The sequence below is a fragment of the Kytococcus schroeteri genome (genome assembly GCF_002847825.1).
Classification (GTDB): Bacteria; Actinomycetota; Actinomycetes; order Actinomycetales; family Dermatophilaceae; genus Kytococcus; species Kytococcus schroeteri.
The window spans coordinates 105922-127452 of record NZ_PKIZ01000003.1; the positions used below are offsets into that span (position 1 = coordinate 105922).

General features: G+C 74.3%; 15 protein-coding genes. 3 read left to right on the top strand and 12 right to left on the bottom strand.

Translation table 11 applies throughout. The annotated features are described in order from the left end of the window. The first annotated feature begins 29 nt into the window (after window positions 1-29). A complete protein-coding gene (locus CYJ76_RS02540) occupies window positions 30-1484 on the top strand; it encodes a CCA tRNA nucleotidyltransferase (protein ID WP_101849162.1) in 1455 nt (484 codons plus the stop codon). Between the two features lie 4 nt (window positions 1485-1488). On the opposite strand, the gene CYJ76_RS02545 is transcribed toward CYJ76_RS02540, so the two are convergent. Next, on the bottom strand, window positions 1489-1707 hold the full coding sequence (locus CYJ76_RS02545; protein ID WP_070705070.1) for a biotin/lipoyl-binding carrier protein: 219 nt from the start codon (window positions 1705-1707) through the stop codon (window positions 1489-1491). Window positions 1708-1823: 116 nt separating this feature from the next. Between CYJ76_RS02545 and CYJ76_RS02550 the strand changes: the two genes are divergently transcribed. Continuing rightward, window positions 1824-3137, top strand: a complete 1314-nt coding sequence (locus tag CYJ76_RS02550) for a UDP-glucose dehydrogenase family protein (RefSeq protein ID WP_101849163.1) — start codon at window positions 1824-1826, stop codon at window positions 3135-3137. Window positions 3138-3173: 36 nt separating this feature from the next. Here CYJ76_RS02550 and CYJ76_RS02555 read toward each other — a convergent pair whose 3' ends face one another. The 8 genes from CYJ76_RS02555 to CYJ76_RS02590 form a co-directional block, all read right to left on the bottom strand. Beyond that, a complete protein-coding gene (locus CYJ76_RS02555; protein ID WP_101849164.1) occupies window positions 3174-4280 on the bottom strand; it encodes a glycosyltransferase family 4 protein in 1107 nt (368 codons plus the stop codon). A gap of 4 nt (window positions 4281-4284) precedes the next feature. Then, window positions 4285-5169, bottom strand: coding sequence for an ABC transporter ATP-binding protein (locus CYJ76_RS02560; RefSeq protein ID WP_101849165.1), 885 nt, complete (start codon window positions 5167-5169; stop codon window positions 4285-4287). After that, a complete protein-coding gene (locus CYJ76_RS02565; RefSeq protein WP_101849166.1) occupies window positions 5156-6097 on the bottom strand; it encodes an ABC transporter permease in 942 nt (313 codons plus the stop codon). The genes CYJ76_RS02560 and CYJ76_RS02565 overlap by 14 nt, the downstream gene beginning before the upstream one ends. Further along, the gene (locus tag CYJ76_RS02570) at window positions 6094-7359 is read right to left on the bottom strand and encodes a nucleotide sugar dehydrogenase (protein ID WP_070703759.1); all 1266 of its coding nucleotides are present in this window, start codon (window positions 7357-7359) and stop codon (window positions 6094-6096) included. Before CYJ76_RS02570 ends, CYJ76_RS02565 begins: the two co-directional genes overlap by 4 nt. A gap of 128 nt (window positions 7360-7487) precedes the next feature. Further along, window positions 7488-8111: a hypothetical protein gene (locus CYJ76_RS12355; RefSeq protein WP_101849167.1), complete on the bottom strand. Its 624-nt coding sequence runs from the start codon at window positions 8109-8111 to the stop codon at window positions 7488-7490. Beyond that, on the bottom strand, window positions 8104-9216 hold the full coding sequence (locus CYJ76_RS02580) for a glycosyltransferase (RefSeq protein WP_101849168.1): 1113 nt from the start codon (window positions 9214-9216) through the stop codon (window positions 8104-8106). Before CYJ76_RS02580 ends, CYJ76_RS12355 begins: the two co-directional genes overlap by 8 nt. Continuing rightward, window positions 9213-12446 carry a glycosyltransferase gene (locus CYJ76_RS02585; protein WP_101849169.1) on the bottom strand — a complete coding sequence of 1078 codons (3234 nt, stop codon included), beginning with the start codon at window positions 12444-12446 and terminating at the stop codon, window positions 9213-9215. Before CYJ76_RS02585 ends, CYJ76_RS02580 begins: the two co-directional genes overlap by 4 nt. Continuing rightward, window positions 12436-12849: a hypothetical protein gene (locus CYJ76_RS02590; protein WP_101849170.1), complete on the bottom strand. Its 414-nt coding sequence runs from the start codon at window positions 12847-12849 to the stop codon at window positions 12436-12438. The genes CYJ76_RS02585 and CYJ76_RS02590 overlap by 11 nt, the downstream gene beginning before the upstream one ends. A 221-nt stretch (window positions 12850-13070) precedes the next feature. On the opposite strand from CYJ76_RS02590, the gene CYJ76_RS02595 reads away from it, so the two are divergent. Next, the gene (locus CYJ76_RS02595; protein ID WP_180802182.1) at window positions 13071-15113 is read left to right on the top strand and encodes a glycosyltransferase family 2 protein; all 2043 of its coding nucleotides are present in this window, start codon (window positions 13071-13073) and stop codon (window positions 15111-15113) included. Between the two features lie 194 nt (window positions 15114-15307). Here CYJ76_RS02595 and CYJ76_RS02600 read toward each other — a convergent pair whose 3' ends face one another. The 3 genes from CYJ76_RS02600 to CYJ76_RS02610 are packed head-to-tail and all read right to left on the bottom strand — an operon-like array spanning window position 15308 to window position 21521. Continuing rightward, window positions 15308-17458 (bottom strand): acyltransferase family protein, encoded by a 2151-nt coding sequence (locus CYJ76_RS02600; RefSeq protein WP_101849172.1) that lies wholly within the window; start codon window positions 17456-17458, stop codon window positions 15308-15310. Continuing rightward, a complete protein-coding gene (locus CYJ76_RS02605) occupies window positions 17455-19425 on the bottom strand; it encodes a glycosyltransferase (protein WP_101849173.1) in 1971 nt (656 codons plus the stop codon). The genes CYJ76_RS02600 and CYJ76_RS02605 overlap by 4 nt, the downstream gene beginning before the upstream one ends. After that, window positions 19422-21521, bottom strand: coding sequence for an acyltransferase family protein (locus CYJ76_RS02610; protein ID WP_238138121.1), 2100 nt, complete (start codon window positions 21519-21521; stop codon window positions 19422-19424). The genes CYJ76_RS02605 and CYJ76_RS02610 overlap by 4 nt, the downstream gene beginning before the upstream one ends. Window positions 21522-21531 lie beyond the last annotated feature (10 nt).

A 21531-nucleotide genomic window follows, 5' to 3' on the forward strand; every position in this document is an offset into this window, starting at 1 on the left:
CCGTCCCGACCCAGGAGCACTGTCCTGCCGTGACCGACACCCCCACCTCCGAGCTGTTCCAGCGTGCCCTGCAGCACCTGGCTCCCGTGATGCCGCTCCTCAGCGAGCTCGGGGAGCGCTTCGCCGCCGCCGGCTTCGAGCTGGCCCTCGTGGGCGGGCCCGTGCGCGACGCCTTCCTCGGTCGCACTTCACCCGACCTGGACCTCACCACCGACGCCCGGCCCGACGACATCGAGGCCGTGCTGGAGGGGTGGGCGGACGCCACCTGGGACCTCGGCCGCGCCTTCGGCACCATCGGGGCGCGCAAGGGCGAGGAGATGGTGGAGATCACCACCTACCGCTCCGACGTGTACGACCGCGCCAGCCGCAAGCCCGAGGTGCGCTTCGGCGAGAGCCTCACCGACGACCTGGTGCGCCGGGACTTCACCGTGAACGCCATGGCGCTGCGCCTGCCGCAGCTGGAGTTCGTGGACCCCCACAGCGGGCTCGAGGCGCTCGCCGCGGGCGAGCTGGACACCCCCACCGTGCCCGAGGAGTCCTTCGCCGACGACCCGCTGCGCATGATGCGGGCCTGCCGCTTCGCCGCGCAGCTGGGGCTGGTGCCCTCGGCCCGGGTGATGGGCGCGATGCAGGAGATGGCCGCCAGCATCGAGATCGTCTCGGCCGAGCGGGTGCGCGACGAGCTCACCAAGCTGCTGCTGGCCGACCGGCCGCGCGCCGGGCTCGAGGTGTTCGTGCACACCGGGCTGGCCGAGCAGGTGCTGCCGGAGCTGCCCGCGCTGCAGCTGGAGACCGACGAGCACCACCGCCACAAGGACGTCTACGAGCACTCCCTCATCGTGCTGGAGCAGGCGATCGACCTGGAGGGCCCGCGCGAGGGGGCCGCCGAGGAGGTGCCGCACCGCGACCTCGTGCTGCGCCTGGCCGCGCTGCTGCACGACATCGGCAAGCCGCCGACGCGCCGCTTCCTGCCCGGGGGGCGCGTGAGCTTCCACCACCACGAGGTGGTGGGCGCCAAGATGGCCCGCAAGCGGCTGCGTGCCCTGCGCTACGACAAGGACACCATCCGCGACGTGGTGCGCCTGGTGGAGCTGCACCTGCGCTTCCACGGCTACGGCGAGGGCGAGTGGACGGACTCCGCGGTCCGCCGGTACGTCACCGACGCCGGTCCGATGCTGTCGCGGCTGCACCTGCTGACCCGGGCCGACTGCACCACCCGCAACCAGCGCAAGGCCGCCCGGCTGAGCCGGACCTACGACGAGCTCGAGGAGCGGATCGACCGCATCCAGGCTGAGGAGGAGCTGGCGGCGGTGCGCCCGGAGCTCAACGGGCACCAGATCATGCAGGTGCTGGACATCCCGCCGGGCCCGGTGCTCGGCGAGGCCTACGACCACCTACTGCAGTACCGGCTCGACGCCGGGCCGGTGGGTGCCGAGGCGGCGGAGGCCGAGCTGCGGCGCTGGTGGGCGGCCCGCGAGGCCTGAGGGGTCAGTCCGAGAGGACGACGAGCGAGTCGCCCTCCTGGACGACGTCGCCGGGGGCCACGTGCACGGCCTCGACGGTGCCGTCGGCCTCGGCCAGCACCGGGATCTCCATCTTCATGGACTCCAGGAGCGCCACTTCGGTGCCGGCCTGCACCTTCTGGCCGACCGTGACGTGGACGGCGGCGACACCTGCGACGAGTTCGGAGAGGATCTGCTGGCTCATGGTGGGGATTCTCCCACCGCCGGGCGCGGGGCCGCGTGCGCGTCGGCCCGGCACCCGGCATCGCATATCGTGAGCCGGAACCCGCGAGGGCCCGTGAGGGCGAAGGAGGCACGCGAATGCGCGTTGCAGTGATCGGTACCGGCTACCTGGGGGCCGTGCACGCCGCCGGGATGGCCCACCTGGGCTTCGACACGGTCGGGGTGGACGTCGACGAGGCCAAGGTCGCTGCGCTGCAGTCCGGCACGAGCCCGTTCTACGAGCCGGGGTTCGACCCCATCCTCGCCGAGCAGGTGGCCAGCGGCCGGCTGCGCTTCAGCACCGACTTCTCCGAGATCTCCGACGCCGACGTGGTGTTCATCGGGGTGGGCACGCCGCAGAAGGCCGACTCCCACGCCGCGGACCTCACCTACATCGACTCCGCGATCGCCTCCATCACCCCGCACCTCAAGGACGGCGCGCTGGTGGCCGGCAAGTCCACCGTGCCGGTGGGCACCGCGCAGCGCCTGGCCGAGTACGTGGCCGAGCACACCCCCGAGGGCGTGACCGCCGAGCTGGCGTGGAACCCGGAGTTCCTCCGCGAGGGCTTCGCGGTCCAGGACACGCTGCACCCCGACCGGCTGGTCTTCGGCGTGACCTCCGAGCGCGCCGAGAAGGTCCTGCGCGAGGTGTACGCGCAGACGATCGAACAGGACGGCACGCCCGTGGTGGTGACCGACCTGCCCACCGCCGAGCTGGTGAAGGTGGCCGCCAACTCCTTCCTGGCCACCAAGATCTCGTTCATCAACGCGATGGCCGAGATCTGCGAGTTCGCCGGCGCGGACGTCACCAAGCTGGCCGACGCCATCGGCCACGACGACCGCATCGGCCGCAAGTTCCTCAACGCCGGTGTGGGCTTCGGCGGTGGCTGCCTGCCCAAGGACATCCGTGCCTTCTCCGCCCGCGCGGGCGAGCTGGGGGCCGGGCACGCGCTGGAGTTCCTCGCCGAGATCGACAAGATCAACTCCCGCCGCCGCGAGCACGTGGTGGAGCTGGCCCGCCGCGAGCTGGGCGGCGACCTGCACGGCCGCCGCGTGGCGGTGCTCGGTGCGGCGTTCAAGCCCAACTCCGACGACGTGCGCGACTCCCCGGCGCTGGCCGTGGCCGGCCAGCTGCACCTGGCGGGTGCCGACGTGCACGTCTTCGACCCCAAGGGCATGGCCAACGCGGCCAAGGTCTACCCGACCCTCACCTACGCGGGCTCCGCGCAGGACGCCATCACCGGCGCCGACCTCGTGGTGCACCTGACGGAGTGGAAGGAGTTCCGCGAGTTGGACCCCGCGGCGCTCAAGGAGATCGTGGGCCGGCCCACCGTCATCGACGGCCGCAACGCCCTGGACGCCGAGGCCTGGCGCGCCGCCGGCTGGACCTACCGGGGGCTCGGCCGCCCCTGAGGCCCGAGCACCGACCGGTTGCGCCGCGTCGTCCCCTCAGCGGGCGGCGCGGCGCAGTGCGTCGAGGAAGACCGGGGCCGTCGCCTGCCAGCTGTGGTGGGTGACGGCCCGCGCGCGTCCCCGGGCCCCCATCGCGGTGCGGACAGCGGCGTCCTCGCGCCAGGCGAGGAGGGACGCCAGGGCCTCCTCGACGCCCTGCGGGCCGAAGGGCACCACCACGCCGCAGTCCGCGGCCTCCACCTCGGTCACGGCCAGCGGCAGCGGCGTGGTGACCACGGGCAGGCCGTGGGCCATGTACTCCAGCACCTTGGTGGGCATGGAGTGGCGGAAGTTGGGCAGGTCGCCCAGCAGGCTCACGCCGGCCAGGGCGCCGTCGAGCAGGCGGGCGGCCTCGGCGTTGGGCACGAAGCCGTGGTGCACCAGGTGGCCACGCTCGTGGGCGGCGGCCAGGTCCGCGGCGCACTCGCCCGTGGCGGGCCCGATGACGTGGAGCGTGCAGGTGCCGCCGGTGGCCTCGTGGAGGGCACGGCCCAGGGCCACGAGCTCGTCGCTGCCGCGCAGGCGCGTCACGTTGCCCAGGTAGACCACGCGGTCGGTGCCCGGGGCGGGGGGCTCCTCGGCCGGGCAGGGGACGGTGTTGGGCACCACCGTGTGGTTTCCCGTGAAACGTCCTGCGTAGGCGTGCTCGGCGAGCAGCAGGGTGAGGCGACGTTCGGCCAGGCGCTCCACGGTGCGGACGGCCGCCGCGGCCCAGGTGCCGGTGGGCCCGGGCAGGTAGGAGCGCGTGGGCAGTGCGGCCGCCGGGTCCTCGTGGACGTCCCAGACCACGCGGTCGGCCACCCCGGAGAAGGGCACGGTGAGCAGCAGCTCCGGGTCGTGGAGGAGCACCACGTCGTGCAGGGACCCCTCGGTGCGCACCACGTGGGCGGCGGCCAGCAGCGCGCGCAGTCGGCGGCGCCCCTGGGCCCGCGGCAGGTCGATGCCGTCCAGGCCCCCGCTGCCGTCGGGCACCGGGAGGCCGTGCGCGGTGAAGGAGGCCGCGTACGTGACCCGCCACCCCGCATCGAGCATGGCGGCCACCTGGCGCTCCCGGATGCGGGCGTCGCCGGGGTGGTGGACCGTGGTGACGACGAGGACGCGCACGGGATCAGGCCTGGGGCGGCTGGGCGGGCTTCTGCGAGGGCTTCTGGCCCTGCTGTGCGGCAGGCTTGGCCGGGGCCTTCTGCTGCGGCTTCTTGGCGGCAGGCTTCCGGGCCCCGGGGCCGGCCTTCTCGTAGGCCTTCATGACCTCCTCCACCGGGCCGTCCTGCTTGATGACGCCGGAGTCCAGCCAGATGGCGCGGTCGCACTGCTTGCGGATCATGGCGTTGGAGTGGCTCACCATGAACACCGTGCCTGCCTGCTCGCGGATCTCCGCGATGCGCTTCTGCGCGCGGTCGCGGAAGTCCGCGTCACCGGTGGCCAGCGCCTCGTCCACGACCAGCACGTCGGGGACCACCGCGGTGGAGATGGCGAAGCGCAGGCGGGCGGCCATGCCCGAGGAGTAGGCCTTCATCGGCAGGTTCACGGCGTCGCCGAGGCCGGAGAAGGCGATGATGTCGTCCAGCCGCTCGTCGACCTCGTGGCGTGACATGCCCAGGGCCTGGCAGCCGATCTGGATGTTGCGCACGCCCGAGAGCGTGGGCATGAGCACCGCGTTGACGCCCAGCAGCGTGCTGCGCCCCTGCACCCAGATGCGCCCCGAGGAGGGCGGCAGCAGGCCCGCGATGGCGCGCAGCAGGGTGGACTTGCCCGAGCCGTTGCGGCCGATGAGGCCGATGGACTCGCCGCGGTGGGCCACCAGGCTCACGCCGCGCACGGCGTGCACCTCGTCCTGCCCACCACCGACCATGCGGTGCCCGGCGCGGGCCAGGGCGCTGCGGCGGCCCTCGCCGGTGGTCTGGGCGGCACGGTGCTCGCCGGTGCCGTAGATGCGGTAGTGGATGTCGACGTGGTCGACCACCACCGTGGGGACCCGCTCAGCCGCGTCCATAGGTGCCCTCCCCCCGCCAGAACCAGATGAGGCCACCCAGCGGCAGCACGACGGCCCAGAACAGGCCGGCCAGCCAGGTGACGGGGTCCACGGCGGTCTCGCCCAGGAGGCTCTCGCGGACCAGCGTCATCATCACGGCCACCGGTTGGTAGGTCATCACCAGGACCAGCCAGTGCGGGGCACCGGCGGCGCCCAGGTAGTGGTCCACGCTGTAGAAGACGCCCGAGACGTAGCGCAGCAGGCGGATGACCAGCGGGATGAGGTTGGCGGCGTCGCGCGAGTCGTGCACCAGCCGCGCGAAGACCATGCCGATGCCCAGCGACATGCTCGCGATGAGCAGGAGGGCCACGGGGAAGAGGAGCCACTCGGCATCGGGCCGCTCCCCGGTGGCCAGCATGATGACCAGCAGCACAGCGAAGGTGGGCACGGCGGCGATGAGCTCCGTGGTCACCTTGGAGATGGGCAGCAGCACGCGCGGGAAGGACAACGAGCGCACCAGCTGCATGGAGCCGGTGACCGCCCGGGCGCCCTGGCTCATCACCGTGGACAGGAACACGAAGGTGAAGATGCCCGCGGTGAGGAAGCCGACGAAGTTCTGGGTGCCACCGCGGGTGTCCAGCAGCAGGCCGAAGATCAGGAAGTAGGCGCCGGCCAGCATCACCGGGTTGAGCACCGCCCACACCTGGCCCAGGCGGGACTCCTGCGTCTTGGCGTAGGCCTGCGCGGTGGAGAGGGTCCACAGGAACTGGCGGCGGCTCCACAGGTCGCGCAGGTACTCGCCCAGCGGGGGACGGTGGCCCACGCGGCGCAGGCCGTTGGCGCGCGCGATGGCCTCGAGCTCGGCCGAGGACAGCGAACCGCCGGCGGAGGGGGTCTGGGGGGACGGCCCTCCGCCGGCGGTGGGGACCCCGGTGGGGTCGGGGGTCACAGGCGCTGGCTGGTCTCGGTGTCGGTGGTGACGCCGCGGGTGTCGAGCATGCGGGTGGCGGCCTCGGCCAGGGCCTGCACGTCGTACTCCTTGTGGTTCTGCACCAGGATGGTCAGGTCGGCGTCCTTGACGCCCTGCAGGGCGTCGGTGACCTTGGTGGCCTGGTCGCCCAGGGCGCGCCACTGCTCGACCTTGGGGTCGTGGAACTGGACGTTCGCGCCCTTGGCCGCGAGGGCCTTGGCCAGCGGGACGGCCGGCGACTCGCGCTGGTCGGCGATGTTGGGCTTGTAGGTGACGCCCAGCAGCAGCACGGTGGCGCCCTTGAGGGCCTTGCCGTCCTCGTTCAGGGCGTCCTGCGCGCGGGAGACCACGTAGGTGGGCATCTGGGAGTTGATCTCCTGGGCGAGCTCCACGAAGCGGAAGGGGTAGCCCAGGCGGGAGCGCACGTTGTGGGACAGGTAGTTCGGGTCGATCGGGATGCAGTGGCCGCCGACGCCCGGGCCGGGGTAGAAGGCCTGGAAGCCGAAGGGCTTGGACTTGGCGGCGTCGATGACGTCCCACAGGTCGATGCCCAGGTCGTGGCAGAAGCGGGCCATCTCGTTGACCAGGGCGATGTTGATGTGCCGGTAGGTGTTCTCCAGCAGCTTGGCGGTCTCGGCCTCGCGGGTGCCCTTGGCACGGACCACGGTGTCGACGAACTGCTCGTAGAACGCCGCGGCGGCGTCGCCGCCCTCGGGGGTGAAGCCACCGACGACCTTGGGGGTGTTCTTGGCGCCGAACTTCTCGTTGCCCGGGTCGATGCGCTCGGGGGAGAAGGCCAGGTGGAAGTCCTTGCCGGCGGTCAGGCCGGAGAGCTCCTCGAGGATCGGGCGGACGACCTCGTCGGTGGTGCCCGGGTAGGTGGTGGACTCCAGGATGACCGTGGTGCCGGGCTTGAGGTTGCGGCCGATGGCGGCGGTGGCGCCCTCGACGGCGCGCAGGTCGGGGCCGCCCTCGTCGGACAGGGGGGTGGGCACGCAGATCACGATGGTCTTGGCGCCGGCCATGCGGGTCTCGTCGGTGCTGGCCTCGTAGCCGGCGGCGAGCATCTCGGCGATGTCGGCGTCGGAGAGGTCGTCGACGTGGGAGACCCCGGAGTTCAGGGCGTCCACCAGCGACTGGGTGATGTCGTAGCCGACCACCTTCAGCCCGGCCCGGGTCGCTTCCTGCGCCAGGGGGAGGCCGACATAGCCCTGCCCGACGATCACAACATCAGCAGTCACGAGAACTCCTTCTCAGTTCTGCCTGCGCAGATGGCAGGCCACACTCGTCGCGGTCATGCTACCCGCGCCGGGTGGCGCAGGAAGGGTTTCTGGGGTGTCGACCATGTGATCATGCCGACGCGCCGGGCTCAACGGCCGGGGGTGTGCAGGCGCAGGAAGCCGCGGGAACGCGCGGCGCGCGCCTCCCGGGCGACCCGCTGGCGGGCGGCCACCGTGCGCAGCGCCAGGAGGTGCTCGGGCGCCAGCCCCGCCGCGTCGGCGCGCAGCACGGAGGTGGCACCGAAGCCGGTGAGCAGGTCGGCCACCCGCTGCCCCAGCACCTCGGGGCCGGTGGCGTGGGCGGGCACGAGGTCGAACGGGCAGCCGGTGGCGCGTGCCGCGGCCGCAGCGGCCTCACTGGCCAGGAACACGGGGCGGAACCACGGCTCGGCCAGCTGCTGGCGGGCCACTGCGGCCAGGGCCTGCTCCTCCTCGGCCCCCAGGTGGTGGGTCTCCACGCCGACCACCGGCCAGCGCTCCGGACCGGGGTCCTCGGGGAAGGCCGCCCGGCGCGCCTCCACGGCGGCCGGCGGCGTGGCCAGCGGCAGGATCCGCTCGTCCCCCTCCAGGGCGGCCAGCCGGCTCAGTGCGTCCACGAGCACCGGCTGGGAGCGCACCACCTCGGTGACCGAGTGGACGCCGCGCTGCAGCACGGGCTGGGAGCGCACCAGGCGCGCGCCCTGCTTGGCGAGGTCGGTGAGTCGGTCAGCCACGGCGCACCTCCTGCACCACGTCGGCGATGGTGGCCGCGGCGTCGGCGGCGCCGTTGCCCGGGTCCGACGCGGCGGCGGTGCGCGCCATCGCGGGGCCCTCGGCGAGCAGGCGGTCCACGGCGACGGCCGCTGCGGCCGGCGTCACCTCCGGCAGGTCCACCGCCCAACCGGACGCGCCGGCGTGCCCGGTGCGGGCGGCCTGGTCGTCGAGGTTGGTGTCGGTGTTGGGCACGAAGGCGCTCGGCAGGCCCAGGCGCAGCGACTCGTGGAAGCTGTTGTACCCGCCGGCCACGAAGGCCAGGTCGAAGGCGCCGAAGCAGCGGGAGATGGGGAAGTCGCGCACCACGTGCACGTCCGTGGCGTCCACGGCGCGCTCGGCGATGGCCGGCTGCGTGACGCACACGCCGATGCCGCGCTCCCGCAGCGCCGCCGAGACCGCGCCCACCGCGTCGGAGGTGTCGTTGATGTTGCCGGCGCCCAGGGACACCAGCGCCAGACGGCCCTGCACGGGCAGGCCCAGGTGGCGGCGGGCCTCGTCGGGGTCGAGCAGGTCGTCGCGGTCCACCAGGGTCACCGGGCCCACGCGGTGCACGCGGGGGTCCTGCACGCCGGCGGTGGCGCCCGCATCGGCGGCGGCGGAGAGGTCACCGGGCTCGATGACGCGCGCGAACCAGTCGGTCTTCTCCAGCTGGTCGGTGTTGCGGCCCGGCTTCCACATGCCGCGGCGCGACCAGATCCACCGGGTGTCGCCGAAGGCCTCCACGGCGGCGTCGATGCCGCGGTAGGGGTGGGTGCCGTCGAAGACGACGACGTCCGGGCGGACGCGTTCCAGCACGTCGTGCAGGCGCTGGGCGAAGAAGCGGCGCCACTCCACCGAGCGCATGCCCGTGGCGCCGGTGCTGGGCAGGTACTCGGTGTCGTAGCCGAGCGTGCGCACCATCGGGGCCGCGGTGGACAACGAGAGGAACGAGACCTCCACGCCGGGCAGGGCCGCCGGCAGGTGCCGGGCGTAGGCCAGCAGGCGGGTGAGGTGGCCCATGCCGGCGCCGTTGCTGCTCATCATGAGCACGCGCGGGCGGTCGGCGGGCAGGCTGGCGGGGCTCACGCGGCCTCCTGGGGCGGGGCCAGCACGGAGACGCGCTGGGGCGAGGGGGCCAGGGCGCGCCAGACCAGGCCCGAGGCGAGCGGCTCGGTGGGCAGCTGCAGGGCCACGGTGCGGCCATCCACCTCGGTGGTGGTGCCGCGGGGCACCAGAGCGGCCACCTCGCCGTCGCGCAGGAGCACCACGGCGCGGGTGCCGGGCACGCGCTGGGCGGCCTCGAGGGCGGCCTGCTCGCCGGCACCGGACGCGGTGGCCGCCGCGTGGGCACCCAGGGCGGCCTGCACGGCCTCGGGGGAGCCCACGGCCGCCAGCGCGTCGGCGCGTTCGCCGTCGGCCGGGCGGCGCAGCGGCATGGTGCGGGCCACGAGGCGGGGGTCAGGGTGGGCCGGGCCGTCCACGGCCACTTCCAGGGGCAGGCGCGGGTCGCCGGTGGGGGCCACCGTGACCACGACCGGCACCGCGGGGACGTCGGGGGCCGGGGCGCCCGTGGTCGGGGCGTCGGCCTCGTCCTCCTCCGGCGTGGGCGGGCCGACGAGCCCCTCCACGTGCTGGGTGAACGACGCCCGCGAGTAGCGCTCGGCCACCACGCGCAGCTGGTGCTCCACCCGTTCCCGGTAGGCGACCGGGTCGGCCAGCAGGCGCTGCACCACCGCCGGCACCTCCTCGGGCTCGGCGTAGAGCAGCAGGTCGCCGAAGGTCTCGCGGTGCTTGGGGATGGTCACCACCGGCACGCCGCTGGCCGCGGCCTCGAGCAGGGTGCGGCCGAAGGCCTCGTGGGCGTCCGGGTTGTCCACGTAGACGAACACGTCCGTGCCGGCCAGGAACTCCTCCACCGGCATCGCGCCGTGGGGCAGCAGCTCCCAGGCGGGCTGCGGGGCGGGGCGGCCGGCGGCCGTGGCCTCGGCGCGCAGGCGCTTGACCGTGCGCGGGGCGCCCATCATCCGCACGTGCACGCCCGGGCCGAGGTCGTAGGCCGCGGCGAGCGTCTCCCAGGTGGTGGGGAACTTGATGCGGTCGTCGCGCGAGTAGCGGCCCACCACGGGCACCGCCGGCAGCGGCGCGTCGGGGTCTCGGGTGGGCCAGGTGGCGGTGTCCACCAGGCCCGGGTCGTCCCAGTCGGTGAGCGCGGACGTGTGCTCGCGCAGGATGGTGCGGATGCTGGGCCCCTGCGGCGTCCACAACGGTTCGGTGCCGAAGAGCTCGCGGGCGTGCGCCTCCACGGTCGGCACGGTGTAGCGCTGGTCCGTGCCGTCGCGCTCGGCGGGGGCCTGGTTGGCCACGATCACCAGGTGGCGGGGCCGGACGGCGGACGGCTGGCCGTGCTTGTCCACCGGCGCGTGCGGCGGGTACTGCAGGATCGGCGGGTAGCGCAGCAACAGCAGGTCCACGTCCACCGCGTCGTCCAGGTGCACCAGGCGCACGCGTCCGGCATCGAGGAGCTCCTGCACCGGCGCGCACAGCGGGTCGTCGGTGGTGCGCATGAAGCGCAGCGCCTCCAGGTGCATGACGCCCACGGAGTGCCCGGCCTCGAGCAGGCTGTGGATCTCCTCCATCATCGAGCGCTGCGGACCGCCGTAGCGGCGCCAGTCACCGGCCACCACCACCTCCACGTGGGGGCGGGCGGCCTCGGGGACCTTCACCGCCGAGCTCCAGCGGTGCGGGCCGGCGATCCGTGGCGGGCCGTCGGGGTCCAGCCAGGGGTCGTCGCCCTGCTTGATGGCGGCGTGCCAGCTGGCGTACGCGTTCTTGTACTCGTGGCGCGAGGAGTGGCGCCAGCCGCGGGTGAAGTCCGCCGCGGAGAGCGAGCCCGCGTCGGTGCGCATGAGCACCAGCACGTGCTCGGTCTGCAGCACCTCGGCGCCGGTGGCGGCCTCCAACCGGCGCGCGTACTCGGTGTCGGCGGCCTTGCGCACGGGGTCGAAGAAGCCGATGCGGGAGACGCCGCCCACCATCGGCACCATGAGCGAGGGGGCGCAGGAGATGGCGCCCGGGTAGCCGGGGCGGGTGATGCGCAGGTCGTCGCCGATGCGCAGGGCGCGCTGCCGGGTGGCGATGGCGGGGGCCAGCGACGGGTCGTCCGGCGTGAGCAGCGGGCGCACACCGGCCTCGAGCAGCTCCGGGTGGGCCCAGTCGTCGCTGTCGAGCACCACGATGGCGTCGCCCGTGGCGCGGCGGATGGCCGTGTTGCGGCAGCGGTAGGTGCCGCCGTTGACGGCCTTGCGCACCACGTGGATGCGGGGGTCCAGGTCCTCGATGGCCTCGAGCACGCCGGGGGTGGGGGCCGGGGAGGCGTCGTCGACGACGAGCAGCTCCCAGTTCTGCCAGGTCTGCGACACCATCGAGCGGGCGGCCAGGAGCACCTCCGGGCCGGGGTTGAACGCGCTCATGATGACGGTGACGCGGAAGGGGTGGTCCACCGGCGTGCCGCCCTCGCCGACGAGGCGGTCGAAGGGGGTGCGCAGCAGGCTGTCGGCGTCCAGGCCGTGGCCGGCCAGCCAGGCGCGGTCGAACAGGTCGTCCACGTCGCCCAGGCGCACCGTGGCGCCCAGCCCGGCGCCGAGGCGGCCGGAGAACTCCTGCCACCAGCGCTCGTGGGCGGCGGGCTCGGGGCGGGCACCCACCCCGCTGCCGTCGGCGGTGCGCCACGGGTTGAGCAGGTCGATGGCGGAGAGCTCGCTGGGCTCGGGGGTGCCGGTGCCACGCTCGATGACGGTGCGGGCCCGCTCGGCGTCGCCGGGGGCCTGCCGGACCACGAGCAGCTGGGACCACAGGTCCGCGGCCGCCTTGGCCGGGTGCCTGCCGTCGCTCAGCGTGTGGGCCAGGGAGAACAGGCCCAGGGCGGCCGAGACGTCCTCGGGCGTGGCGAGCTGCAGCGCCACCACGCGGGCGTACTGGGTGAGCAGCGCCGGGTCCGGGTCCGGCAGGGCGCCGGTGGCCTCGGGCGCGTCGGCGGGCAGATCCCCGGCATCGATGCGGCGGCCCAGGTCCTCCAGCTGCGCGGGCGTGGTGCCCTCGCCGCCGGCCAGCAGGGCCAGCACGGCGCGGCCGGCCACCGACTTGGTGCGCAGCAGCGTCGCCACCAGGCGGTCCGGGTGGCGGCTCGCGTGACCGGCGTGGTCGGCGGCCACCGCCTCGTCGGTGAGCGGGCGGGGTGCGGCCGCCGTCGGCACCGCCACCGTGGGGGCGGGTTCCGCTGTGCCGGGGGTGGACGGCGGCAGGCGCTCAGCGGTCATCGCGGGCGGAGCGCAGGTCCTCGGCCGCGGACTCCAGGGCGGACTGCGCGCGGTCGAGGCGCCCCACGTACTGGGCCTGGATGAGGCGCACCGCGCCGGTGACGTCCTGCTGCGGGGCGGCGGCCGGGCGGGCCGACGGCGCCGGCGTGCCCGGGGCGGGACGCGCGGCGGGGGCGCTGCCCGGCTTGGTGCCCACGGCCACGGTCTGCAGCAGCGTCTTGACGCGGCGCGGCAGGTAGCGGGTGCGGCGGTTGGTGTCCAGGGACACCACCAGCTGCGCCGTCATGATGAGCCCCAGGGCGCCCGCGGTGAGCCAGTACTGGTGGAGGGCCGCCCCGACGGCGGCGAGCACCACCAGCAGGAGGGCACCGCCGACGGCGGCCAGCATCTTCGTGGACTTCATGGGCTCCCGTTCCGGCACACGTGGTGCGTGAGGCGTTGCGGTCTGGTGTCTGCGGGTGGGCGTCGGCGGTGGGGCGGACCCCGGCGACGTCACCGGAGAGTATGGCAGCGCCCCGCGTACGATCGTCCCGATCCGTCCCGGGGTGTCGCCCGACGACCCCCTCGACGAGCAGACCGCAGCGCCGCGCCAGGCGGCCCACCCGGCACCCGGAAGGACCACTCGTGGCACCCCTGCGCACCGCGCGTCCCGCCGCCTCGCTCACCGACCACGCCGTGGACGCCGCCCGCCACGGCGCCGACGAGGCTGGTTTCGCATGGTTGGCCGCCGCGGCCGAGACCCCCCTGGCCCTCCTGCACACCGCGCTGCGCACCGACGCGCCGGTGCTCGTGGAGACCCTGGCCCGCGTGGCCACCGACGGCGCCCTCTCGATGCCGCAGCTGGCCGCCCACGTGGAGACCGCCCCCACCCTCGAGGCCGTGCTGGCCCCCACCGTGGCCGGGCCCGCCCTGGCCGCGCACGCCGGGGAGGCCCGCGAGCGGCTGCTGCACCAGGTGGGCTGTGTGGCGGCCTTCTGGAGCGGCCGCGCGCTCGACGAGGAGTCCACCGCCCGCGGGCTGCGGCTCTTCGAGGCCCTCCTGGAGACCCACGGCGCCGAGGCCCTGCCGCCCAAGCTGCGCGCCATCCCGCTGCAGCAGGCGCTGCTCTCCGGCCGTCCCGAACTGGCCCGCCGCTGGGTGGACCTGCCCGGGGCCCGCAAGCAGATCGTGCAGGGCGTGCGCACCGACCTGGCGCGGCTGGATGCCCTCGGGGAGGGCGCCACCGCCCCGCAGCCCGGGTCCGCGGCCGAGGTGGCATGGCTGGAGTCGCTCAACACCCGCTTCACACAGAGCCGCTGCACCCCGGTGACGCTCACCGCATCGGGCAGCACCCCGTACGACCGGATGGAGGCCGCCGCGCCCCACCACGTGGAGGACGGGCCGCTGGTGACCGTGCTCATGCCGTGCTGGCAGCCCGACGCCGAGGGGCTGGTGACCTCGGTGCGGTCCATCACCGCCCAGACCTGGCGGCGCCTGGAGATCCTCGTGCTCGACGACGCGTCCGGGCCGGAGTTCGACGCCGTCTTCGAGCAGGTCGGCCGGATGGACCCGCGCATCACCGTGGTGCGCATGCCCGCCAACGGCGGCTCGTACGTGGCGCGCAACCACGGCATCGGCATCAGCCACGGCGAGTACGTGACCGTGCAGGACGCCGACGACTGGTCGCACCCCGAGCGCATCGAGCGCCACGTGCGCGACCTGGAGGCCCACCCCAAGGTGCCCGCCAACCGGTCGCAGGCCATCCGGGTCAAGGACGACCTCACCCACCAGTGGCTCGGCTACCCGCCGGACCGCCGCAACGCCTCCAGCCTCATGGTGCGCCGCTCCGTGCTGGAGGAGGTGGGTGGCTTCCAGGCCGTGCGCAAGGGCGCGGACTCGGAGTACCACTTCCGGCTCGACGCGCTGGGCCGCCCGGTGCGCGACATCGACGACTACCTGGCCGTCATCCGCCTGAGCACCGGCAGCCTCTCGCGCGGCGACTTCATGTGGAACCGCAACAACCCCGACCGGCTGCTCTACCGCGGGGTGTACGCCGCGTGGCACCGGGCGATCCGGCGTGCCGGGGGTGGCAAGGGGCCGCGCTCGCGGCAGCTGGCCGGGGCGTCCGGCATCGACTCCTCCGCCACGATGCCGTTCAGCGTGCCGCGGGCGTGGAACCGCGACCTGCCCGCGCCCGACGGCGGGCGGTACCCTTCCAGCGGCGAGGAGGTGACGCACGCTTGGGTGCTGCGCGGCGACTTCAGCCAGCCCGAGCGGGTGGCGCAGCTGCGCGAGTTCCTCGACGCAGGCATCCGCCCCGTGTTGTGGCACCAGGAGCGCCCGCTGCCCCTCACCGAGCGGCGGCCGGAGCTGGCCGGCGCGGTGGGCGACCTCATCGTGGCCGAGGGGCTGACCTACGTCTCGGCCAACGAGGCGACACTGGCGCAGAACCTGCTGGTGCTCGACGCGGGGCTCGCCGCGCGCGACGCGGGGAAGGTGCGGGCCGAGCGGGTGTGGCTGGACGCCGACCGGCTGGCCGAGGACACCGGTGCGGGCAGCATCGGGGACCTCATGGTGGTGCCCGGGCAGCTGCGCGAGGCGTTCGGCACCGCGCCGCAGTGGGTCACCCGGCACGGTGCGGGGCACTGCGGCATCGAGGGTGCGCGCCCGGCCCCCTGGCGAGCCTGAGCGGAGCTCGCTCCACCCAGCACACCCCTTGGGCGTTGGGTCGTCGTTTCTCGGGGTCCAGAGCCGGTCTCGACCCCGAGAAACGACGACTCAACGCAGGGCGGGCACGACCGCTGTGCGCTCATGTGTCACTGGGTGCCGCGGAGGGTGTCTGCCCGCGCATCCAGTGACACATGAGTGGCTGATCGTGGGCGTCAGCCCTTCTGGCCCTTCCCGGCCTTGTCCAGCGCGGCGTCCATGCGGGCGTCCAGCACCTGCTGCAGCGAGGCCACCCAGGTGGCCGTCACGTGGCTGCCCTGGCGGTAGGTGAGCACGCCACCGTTCACCGCGCGGCAGGTGCCCTCGGGGCAGAGGTGGTCGTTGAAGTCGATGAGGGAGCCGTCGACCTCCTTCATGACCTCCTCGAGCGCCGGGGTGCCCACGCCGTCGCGCTCCGGGAAGTCGCACACCGAGACGTGCGAGCTGTTCTCGGCCACGCACTCGTAGACCTTGGTCTTGGGCTGCGGCGTGTCGGCGATGGCCACCACGGTGGTGCCCTCGTCGACCAGCGGCTGGATGTGCTCCAGGTAGCCCTTCACGATGGCCTCGCGGGAGGTCTTGGTGCCGCCCTCCTCGACCAGCGCCTCGGAGCGCAGGCCGGAGACCACGAGCACGTCCGGCGGGTCGGCCTGCAGCGAGTCGGCGACCTTGTCGCCCCACTCCTTGCACGAGGTGTTCGGCGTGCCGCCGGGTGCCTGCAGGGCGGCCGAGAAGGCGCAGGCCGACTTGGTGTTGGAGCGCACCGTGTAGCCGCGCTCCTTGGCCCACGCGTCCAGGCCCGGCAGCCACTGGAAGGCCTTGGAGTCGCCCACCAGGGCCACCGTCCTCTGGCCGTTGGGGTCGCCGGCCTCGCACTCGTGCGGCTCGGCGGAGTCCAGGGACACCTGGCAGCCGTCGGCGTACTGCGGCGGCACGTCCTCGGTGGCGTCCAGCGGGTCGGGGGTGATGGTCTCCGGGTTGTCCGGGTAGGCGGCGGGGTCGGGCTTGGCCTTGAGCACCGCGTTGACGCCGCGCACACCCTTGCCGGCGTGGGCGTCCTTCGCCTTCTCCTCGTCCGGCAGCAGCGCCCGCGCGCCGGCGGCGTTCTCGTCGGTGCCCTTGCCGGGCGCGACCACCTGCAGGGCCGTGCCCAGCAGCACACCGGTGAGGGTGAGCGAGGCACCCAGCACCAGGGCGTTGCGGGTGCGCTTGAACGGGGCGGCGAAGCGCACCGGGTTCTCCACCAGGCGGTTGCCCGCCCAGGCCAGGGGGAAGGCCAGCAGCACGGCGGCCACGGTGGCCCACAGGGGCGCCTTCTCGCCGTCGTAGAGGCCCTGCTGGGTGAAGATCACCAGCGGCCAGTGCCACAGGTAGAGCGAGTAGCTCAGGGCGCCGACCCACAGCATCGGGGCCGAGCCCAGGGCCGCCTGCAGCGGGCCGCGCGCGGTGTAGCCGCCGACGAGGGCCAGGGCGGTGCCGATGGTGGGCAGCAGGGCGGCGCTGCCCGGCCACGGCGTCCTGCTGGTGATGACCAGGAAGGCCACGCCCAGCATCAGCAGGCCGACGGCCACCAGCGCCGCACCGAGGCGGCGGTCCAGCCGCGGCCACACCGTCGCGCCACAGGCCACCAGGCCACCGACGGCGAGCTCCCACAGGCGGGTGGTGGTGACGAAGTAGGCCGTGGCCGGGCTGGAGGCGGTGTGCACCACTGACCACACCAGCGAGGGCACGGCGATGGCGAGCAGGCCGAGGGTGGCCGTGGGCGCCAGCGGGGTGCGGGCGCGGCGCACCACCAGGCCCACCACGAGCAGCACCAGCGGCCAGACCACGTAGAACTGCTCCTCCACCGCGAGCGACCAGAAGTGCTGCAGCGGCGAGGGCTCGGTGTCCTCGGCCAGGTAGTCCACGGACTGGTTGGCCAGCCGCCAGTTGATGAGGTACACCGCCGAGGCGCCGATGTCCCACGCCACGTCCTTGAAGCGCGTCAGCGGCAGCAGCAGCCAGGTGCCGATGGCGGTGAACAGCAGCACCATCGTGGCCGCGGGGAGCAGGCGCTTGAAGCGGCGGCCGTAGAAGGCCGGCAGGTCGACCGTGCCGGTGCGGTCCACCTCCTTGAGCAGCTGGCCGGTGATGAGGAAGCCCGACAGCACGAAGAAGATGTCCACGCCCGCGAAACCGCCGGTGATGACGGGCAGGCCGGCGTGGTAGGCCAGCACCGAGAGGACGGCGATGGCGCGCAGGCCCTCCACGTCGGGGCGGAAGGAGGTGGGGCGGTGCCCGCCGGGGACGGAGGAGGCGGCGGGCGCGGTGGGGGCAGCAGAGCTCATCGAGTGGTGTCCTCACGGTCCAGCGCCACGGATGCGAGGCGTCGGAGGGTCTCGTCGGCGGGGAAGTGGTCTCGGACCTGGGCGCGGGTCGCCGCGGAGGCGGCCTCCCAGGTGGTGCGGTCGGCGTGGGCCAGCACGCGTTCGGCGGCGGCGTCCACCCAGCGGGCGTCGGGCCCGTCCACCACCCAGTCGTCGGGCAGCACGTCGCGCGCGCCGCCGCGGCGGGCGAACACCGGCCAGTTGCGCACCACCGGCACGCACCCGGCTGCGGCGGCCTCCACGAGGCCCAGGTGGAAGGACTCACGGCGGCTGGAGCTCACCACGAACCCGCAGCCGGCCAGGTGGGCGGCCACGTCGTCGGTCTGCGGCACGAGCTCGAGGGCGTCGCGTACGTCGTCCTGCGCGGCCCGCTCGGCGACCTGCCGTGCGTACGTGCCGTTCTCCCCGGCATCGGCGATGTCCTGGCCGATGAGGCGCAGGCGCCACGCCGGGTCGTGCTCGCGGAGGCGGGCCAGCAGCTCGAGGGCCTTGAGGGGGTCCTTCACGCGGCGGCCCCACTTGACCATGACCAGGCGCCGGTGGGCGTCGTCGGTGGTGGGCACGTCGAACCAGTGGCCGTCCAGCACGTGGCCGATGACGTGCACCGGCGGCAGGTCCGTGCGGGCGCCGAGCACGCCGAGCGCCACCCGGGCCACCGGCGCCCCGACGGCCACGAGGGCGTCCACCGACGCCCAGCGCACCAGGTGCAGCCACGGGTCGAGCACGTCCAGGCTGTGCACGCGCAGCACCATGCGCTGGTGAGGGGCGGCCAGGTGGCTCAGCCACACCGCGGGCAGGTCGGCCCACTCGGCCCACAGCACGTCGGCCGCCGCGATGCGGTCGGTCACCTCGGTGGGCAGGCCGTGCTCGCCGTCGAGCACCAGACGCTGCACCGCCTCGAGGTTCTCCGCCCGCACCAGGCGGCTGGAGAGCACCGGGGCCAGCTCGGCCAGGTCGAGCACGTCCACCGTGCAGCCGGCGGCCTCCAGGGCCCGCACCACGGGCTGCTCGAAGCGGCCGTAGGTGCCGGGCAGGAGCAGCACGCGGGGGGCGGGGCCCGTGGGCCGCGGGGTGGCGGCGGGGCGGGGCTGCTCGGCGGTCAGGCGTTTCCAGCCCGCGACGGTGCGCAGGGGCGAGAGCCACGCGCCGGGGTTGTCCACCATCGGGGTGGACACCGCATCGGCGTGGAGCGTGCGGTGGAAGGCCAGGCCCACCAGGGCGGTGAGGTCGTCGCCCGCCAGGTCCGGGGCGGCCAGGGCCTTCATCTGCCGCTGGATGCGCGCGGTGCCGCCGGTCCAGCGGCCCTGGCGCAGCAGGGCGGTGGAGGCGTCCACGCGCTGGCGGGCGGTCACCGCCTCGGGCACGTCGCGGGCCAGACCGAGCACGGCCTCGGGCGAGAGGGCGCCGGCGCGCACCGGCTCGGCCAGCAGCCCGGCCACGGCTGCCCGGGCGGCGTCGCCGGTGAGCACGTCCACGGCGTCGAGCTCCACCGCGTGGGTGGTGCCCGGCCAGACCACGAGGGCCCCCTCGGCCAGCGCGGGCAGGCGCGGGTCGCGCACCAGGTCGTGGGCGAAGGACTCCTCGCCCCCGGCGTTGAGCGCGTGCAGGAGCCCGTGGGCGTCGCCGGCCTCGCCCGGTTCGGGGTGCACCACGCGCAGCCCGCCGGCGGCGAGCTCCTCCAGCAGGGCGGTGGCGTCCTCGTCGTCGCGTGCCTCGGCCAGGGTCGGTTCCCACGCCTCGGCGGGAGCTGCCAGGACCACCCGGTGCCCCTGGCGCAGCAGGTGGCGCACCGTGGGCAGGGCGGCGTGCACCTGGCCCCGGCTGGCGGCGCACCACAGCAGGTCCCGGCTCCCGGGGGACTGCAGGGGCGTCGCGCCGCGGGTTCCCGGGCGGGGGTGGTGGGCGGTGCCCACGGATGCCGGACTCACCGGGCCTCCTCGATGGCGGCCTCGAGGCGCGCGTCGAACACGCCGCCGAGGGTTGTGACGTAGGTGTTGCTGACGTGGCTGCCCTGCCGGTGGGGCAGCACGTCGCCGATGACGGCCGGGCAGGTCCCCTCGGGGCAGACGAAGTCGTTGAGGGACATCATCGCCGCCCCGTCCACCTGCTCCACGGCCTGCTCGAGGGCCGGCGTGCCGCGGCCGCCGTCGTCCTCGAAGGCGCACTGGCCCACCGCGTCCAGGTGCTCGGCCACGCACTCGTACTGCGGGCCGTCGGTGGGGCCGGCGGTGTCGGCCACGGCCACCACGGTGGTGCCCTTCTCGGCCAGCGGCCGCCAGAAGGTCTCGTAGCCCTGGGACACCTTGTCGTCGCCCTGAGCCCCGCCGGCCACGAGCGAGCTGGTGAGCAGCAGGTCGGGCTGCTGGGCGGTGATCTTCTCGTGCACCTCCTGGCCCCAGTCGTGGCAGTCCTTCCAGCGGGCGTCCTCGGAGTCCATGAGCTGGTCGTTGTACGGGCAGGCGGACTTCAGGTAGGTGCGCACCTCGTAGCCGTGGTCCCTGGCCCACGCGTCGATGAGGGGCACCCACTGGTCGATCTTCGAGTCACCGGCCACGGCGATCGTCTTCTTCGCACCCTCCTGGCCGAAGGTGCACTCCTTGAGCTGGTTGCCGTCCACGCTGTCCACGCAGTTCTGGTCGTACGTGGGCGGGTAGTCCTTGGTCACCTCGAGCGGGTCCGGGGTGATGGCCTCCGGGGCGTCGGGCACGGCCCCCTCGCCCACCACGGGGCGCACGTCGGCCGGCACCTCGTCGGGGTCCACGTCCTGCGGCAGCAGCACCTCGGCGCCCACGCGGCCGGCGGCGGTCTCCGGGTTCGCGTCCACCTGCTTGGTGCTGGGCGCCAGCTGCACCAGGCCGAGGGCCGCCACGGCGCCCACCGCGGTGAGGGTGCCGCCCAGCGCCAGGGCGTTGCGGGTGCGCTTGAACGGCGTGGCGAAGCGCACCGGGTTCTCGATGAGGTGGTGCCCCGCCCAGGCGAGCGGGAAGGCGGCCAGCACGGCGGCGACGCTCGCCCACATCGGGGCGCCGTCCTCGTACACGCCCTGCTCCACCACGGTCACCAGCGGCCAGTGCCACAGGTAGAGCGAGTAGCTCAGGGCGCCGACCCACAGCATCGGGGCCGAGCCGAGCAGGCGCACCACCGGGCCGCGGGCGCGGGCCCCGCCCACGAGCACCAGGGCGGTGCCCACGGTGGGCAGCAGGGCGGCGCTGCCCGGCCACGGGGTGGAGGAGGTGACCACGAACAGGCTGGTCAGCAGCACCACGAGGCCGAGCACCACGAGCAGGCTGCCCACGAGGCGCGGCAGGCTGGCCCAGACGGCCACACCGCAGGCCACGAGGCCGCCGAGGGCGAGCTCCCAGAGGCGGGTGGTGGTGACGAAGTAGGCCGTGGCCGGGCTGGAGGCGGTGTGCACCACCGACCAGACGAGCGAGGGGACGGCGATGGCGAGCAGCCCCACGGTGGCCACCGGTGCCAGCGGCAAGCGCGTGCGCGTCACGACCAGGCCGACCAGCAGCAGCACCAGCGGCCAGACGACGTAGAACTGCTCCTCCACCGCGAGCGACCAGTAGTGCTGCACCGGGGAGGGCTGGGAGTCCTCGGCCAGGTAGTCCACGGAGCGGTCGGCCAGCCGCCAGTTGACGATGTAGAGCGCCGAGAGCGCGATGTCCCAGGCGATCTCCTTGAACCGGGTGGCCGGCAGCAGCAGCCAGGTGAGCAGCCCGGTGACGATGAGCACGGTGGTGGCCGCGGGGAGCAGGCGCTTGGCGCGGCGGCCGTAGAAGGCCGGCAGGTCCACCCGGCCGGTGCGGTCCACCTCCTTGAGGAGTTGACCGGTGATGAGGAAGCCGGAGAGCACGAAGAACACGTCCACCCCCGCGAAACCGCCCGTGACGAGCGGGAGGCCCGCGTGGTAGGCCATCACCGAGAGGACGGCGATGGCGCGCAGGCCCTCGACGTCGGGGCGGAACGAGGACGGCCGCTGGCTGCCGGTGCTGGAGGCACCGACGGGCTTCCTGGCCACTTGACTCACG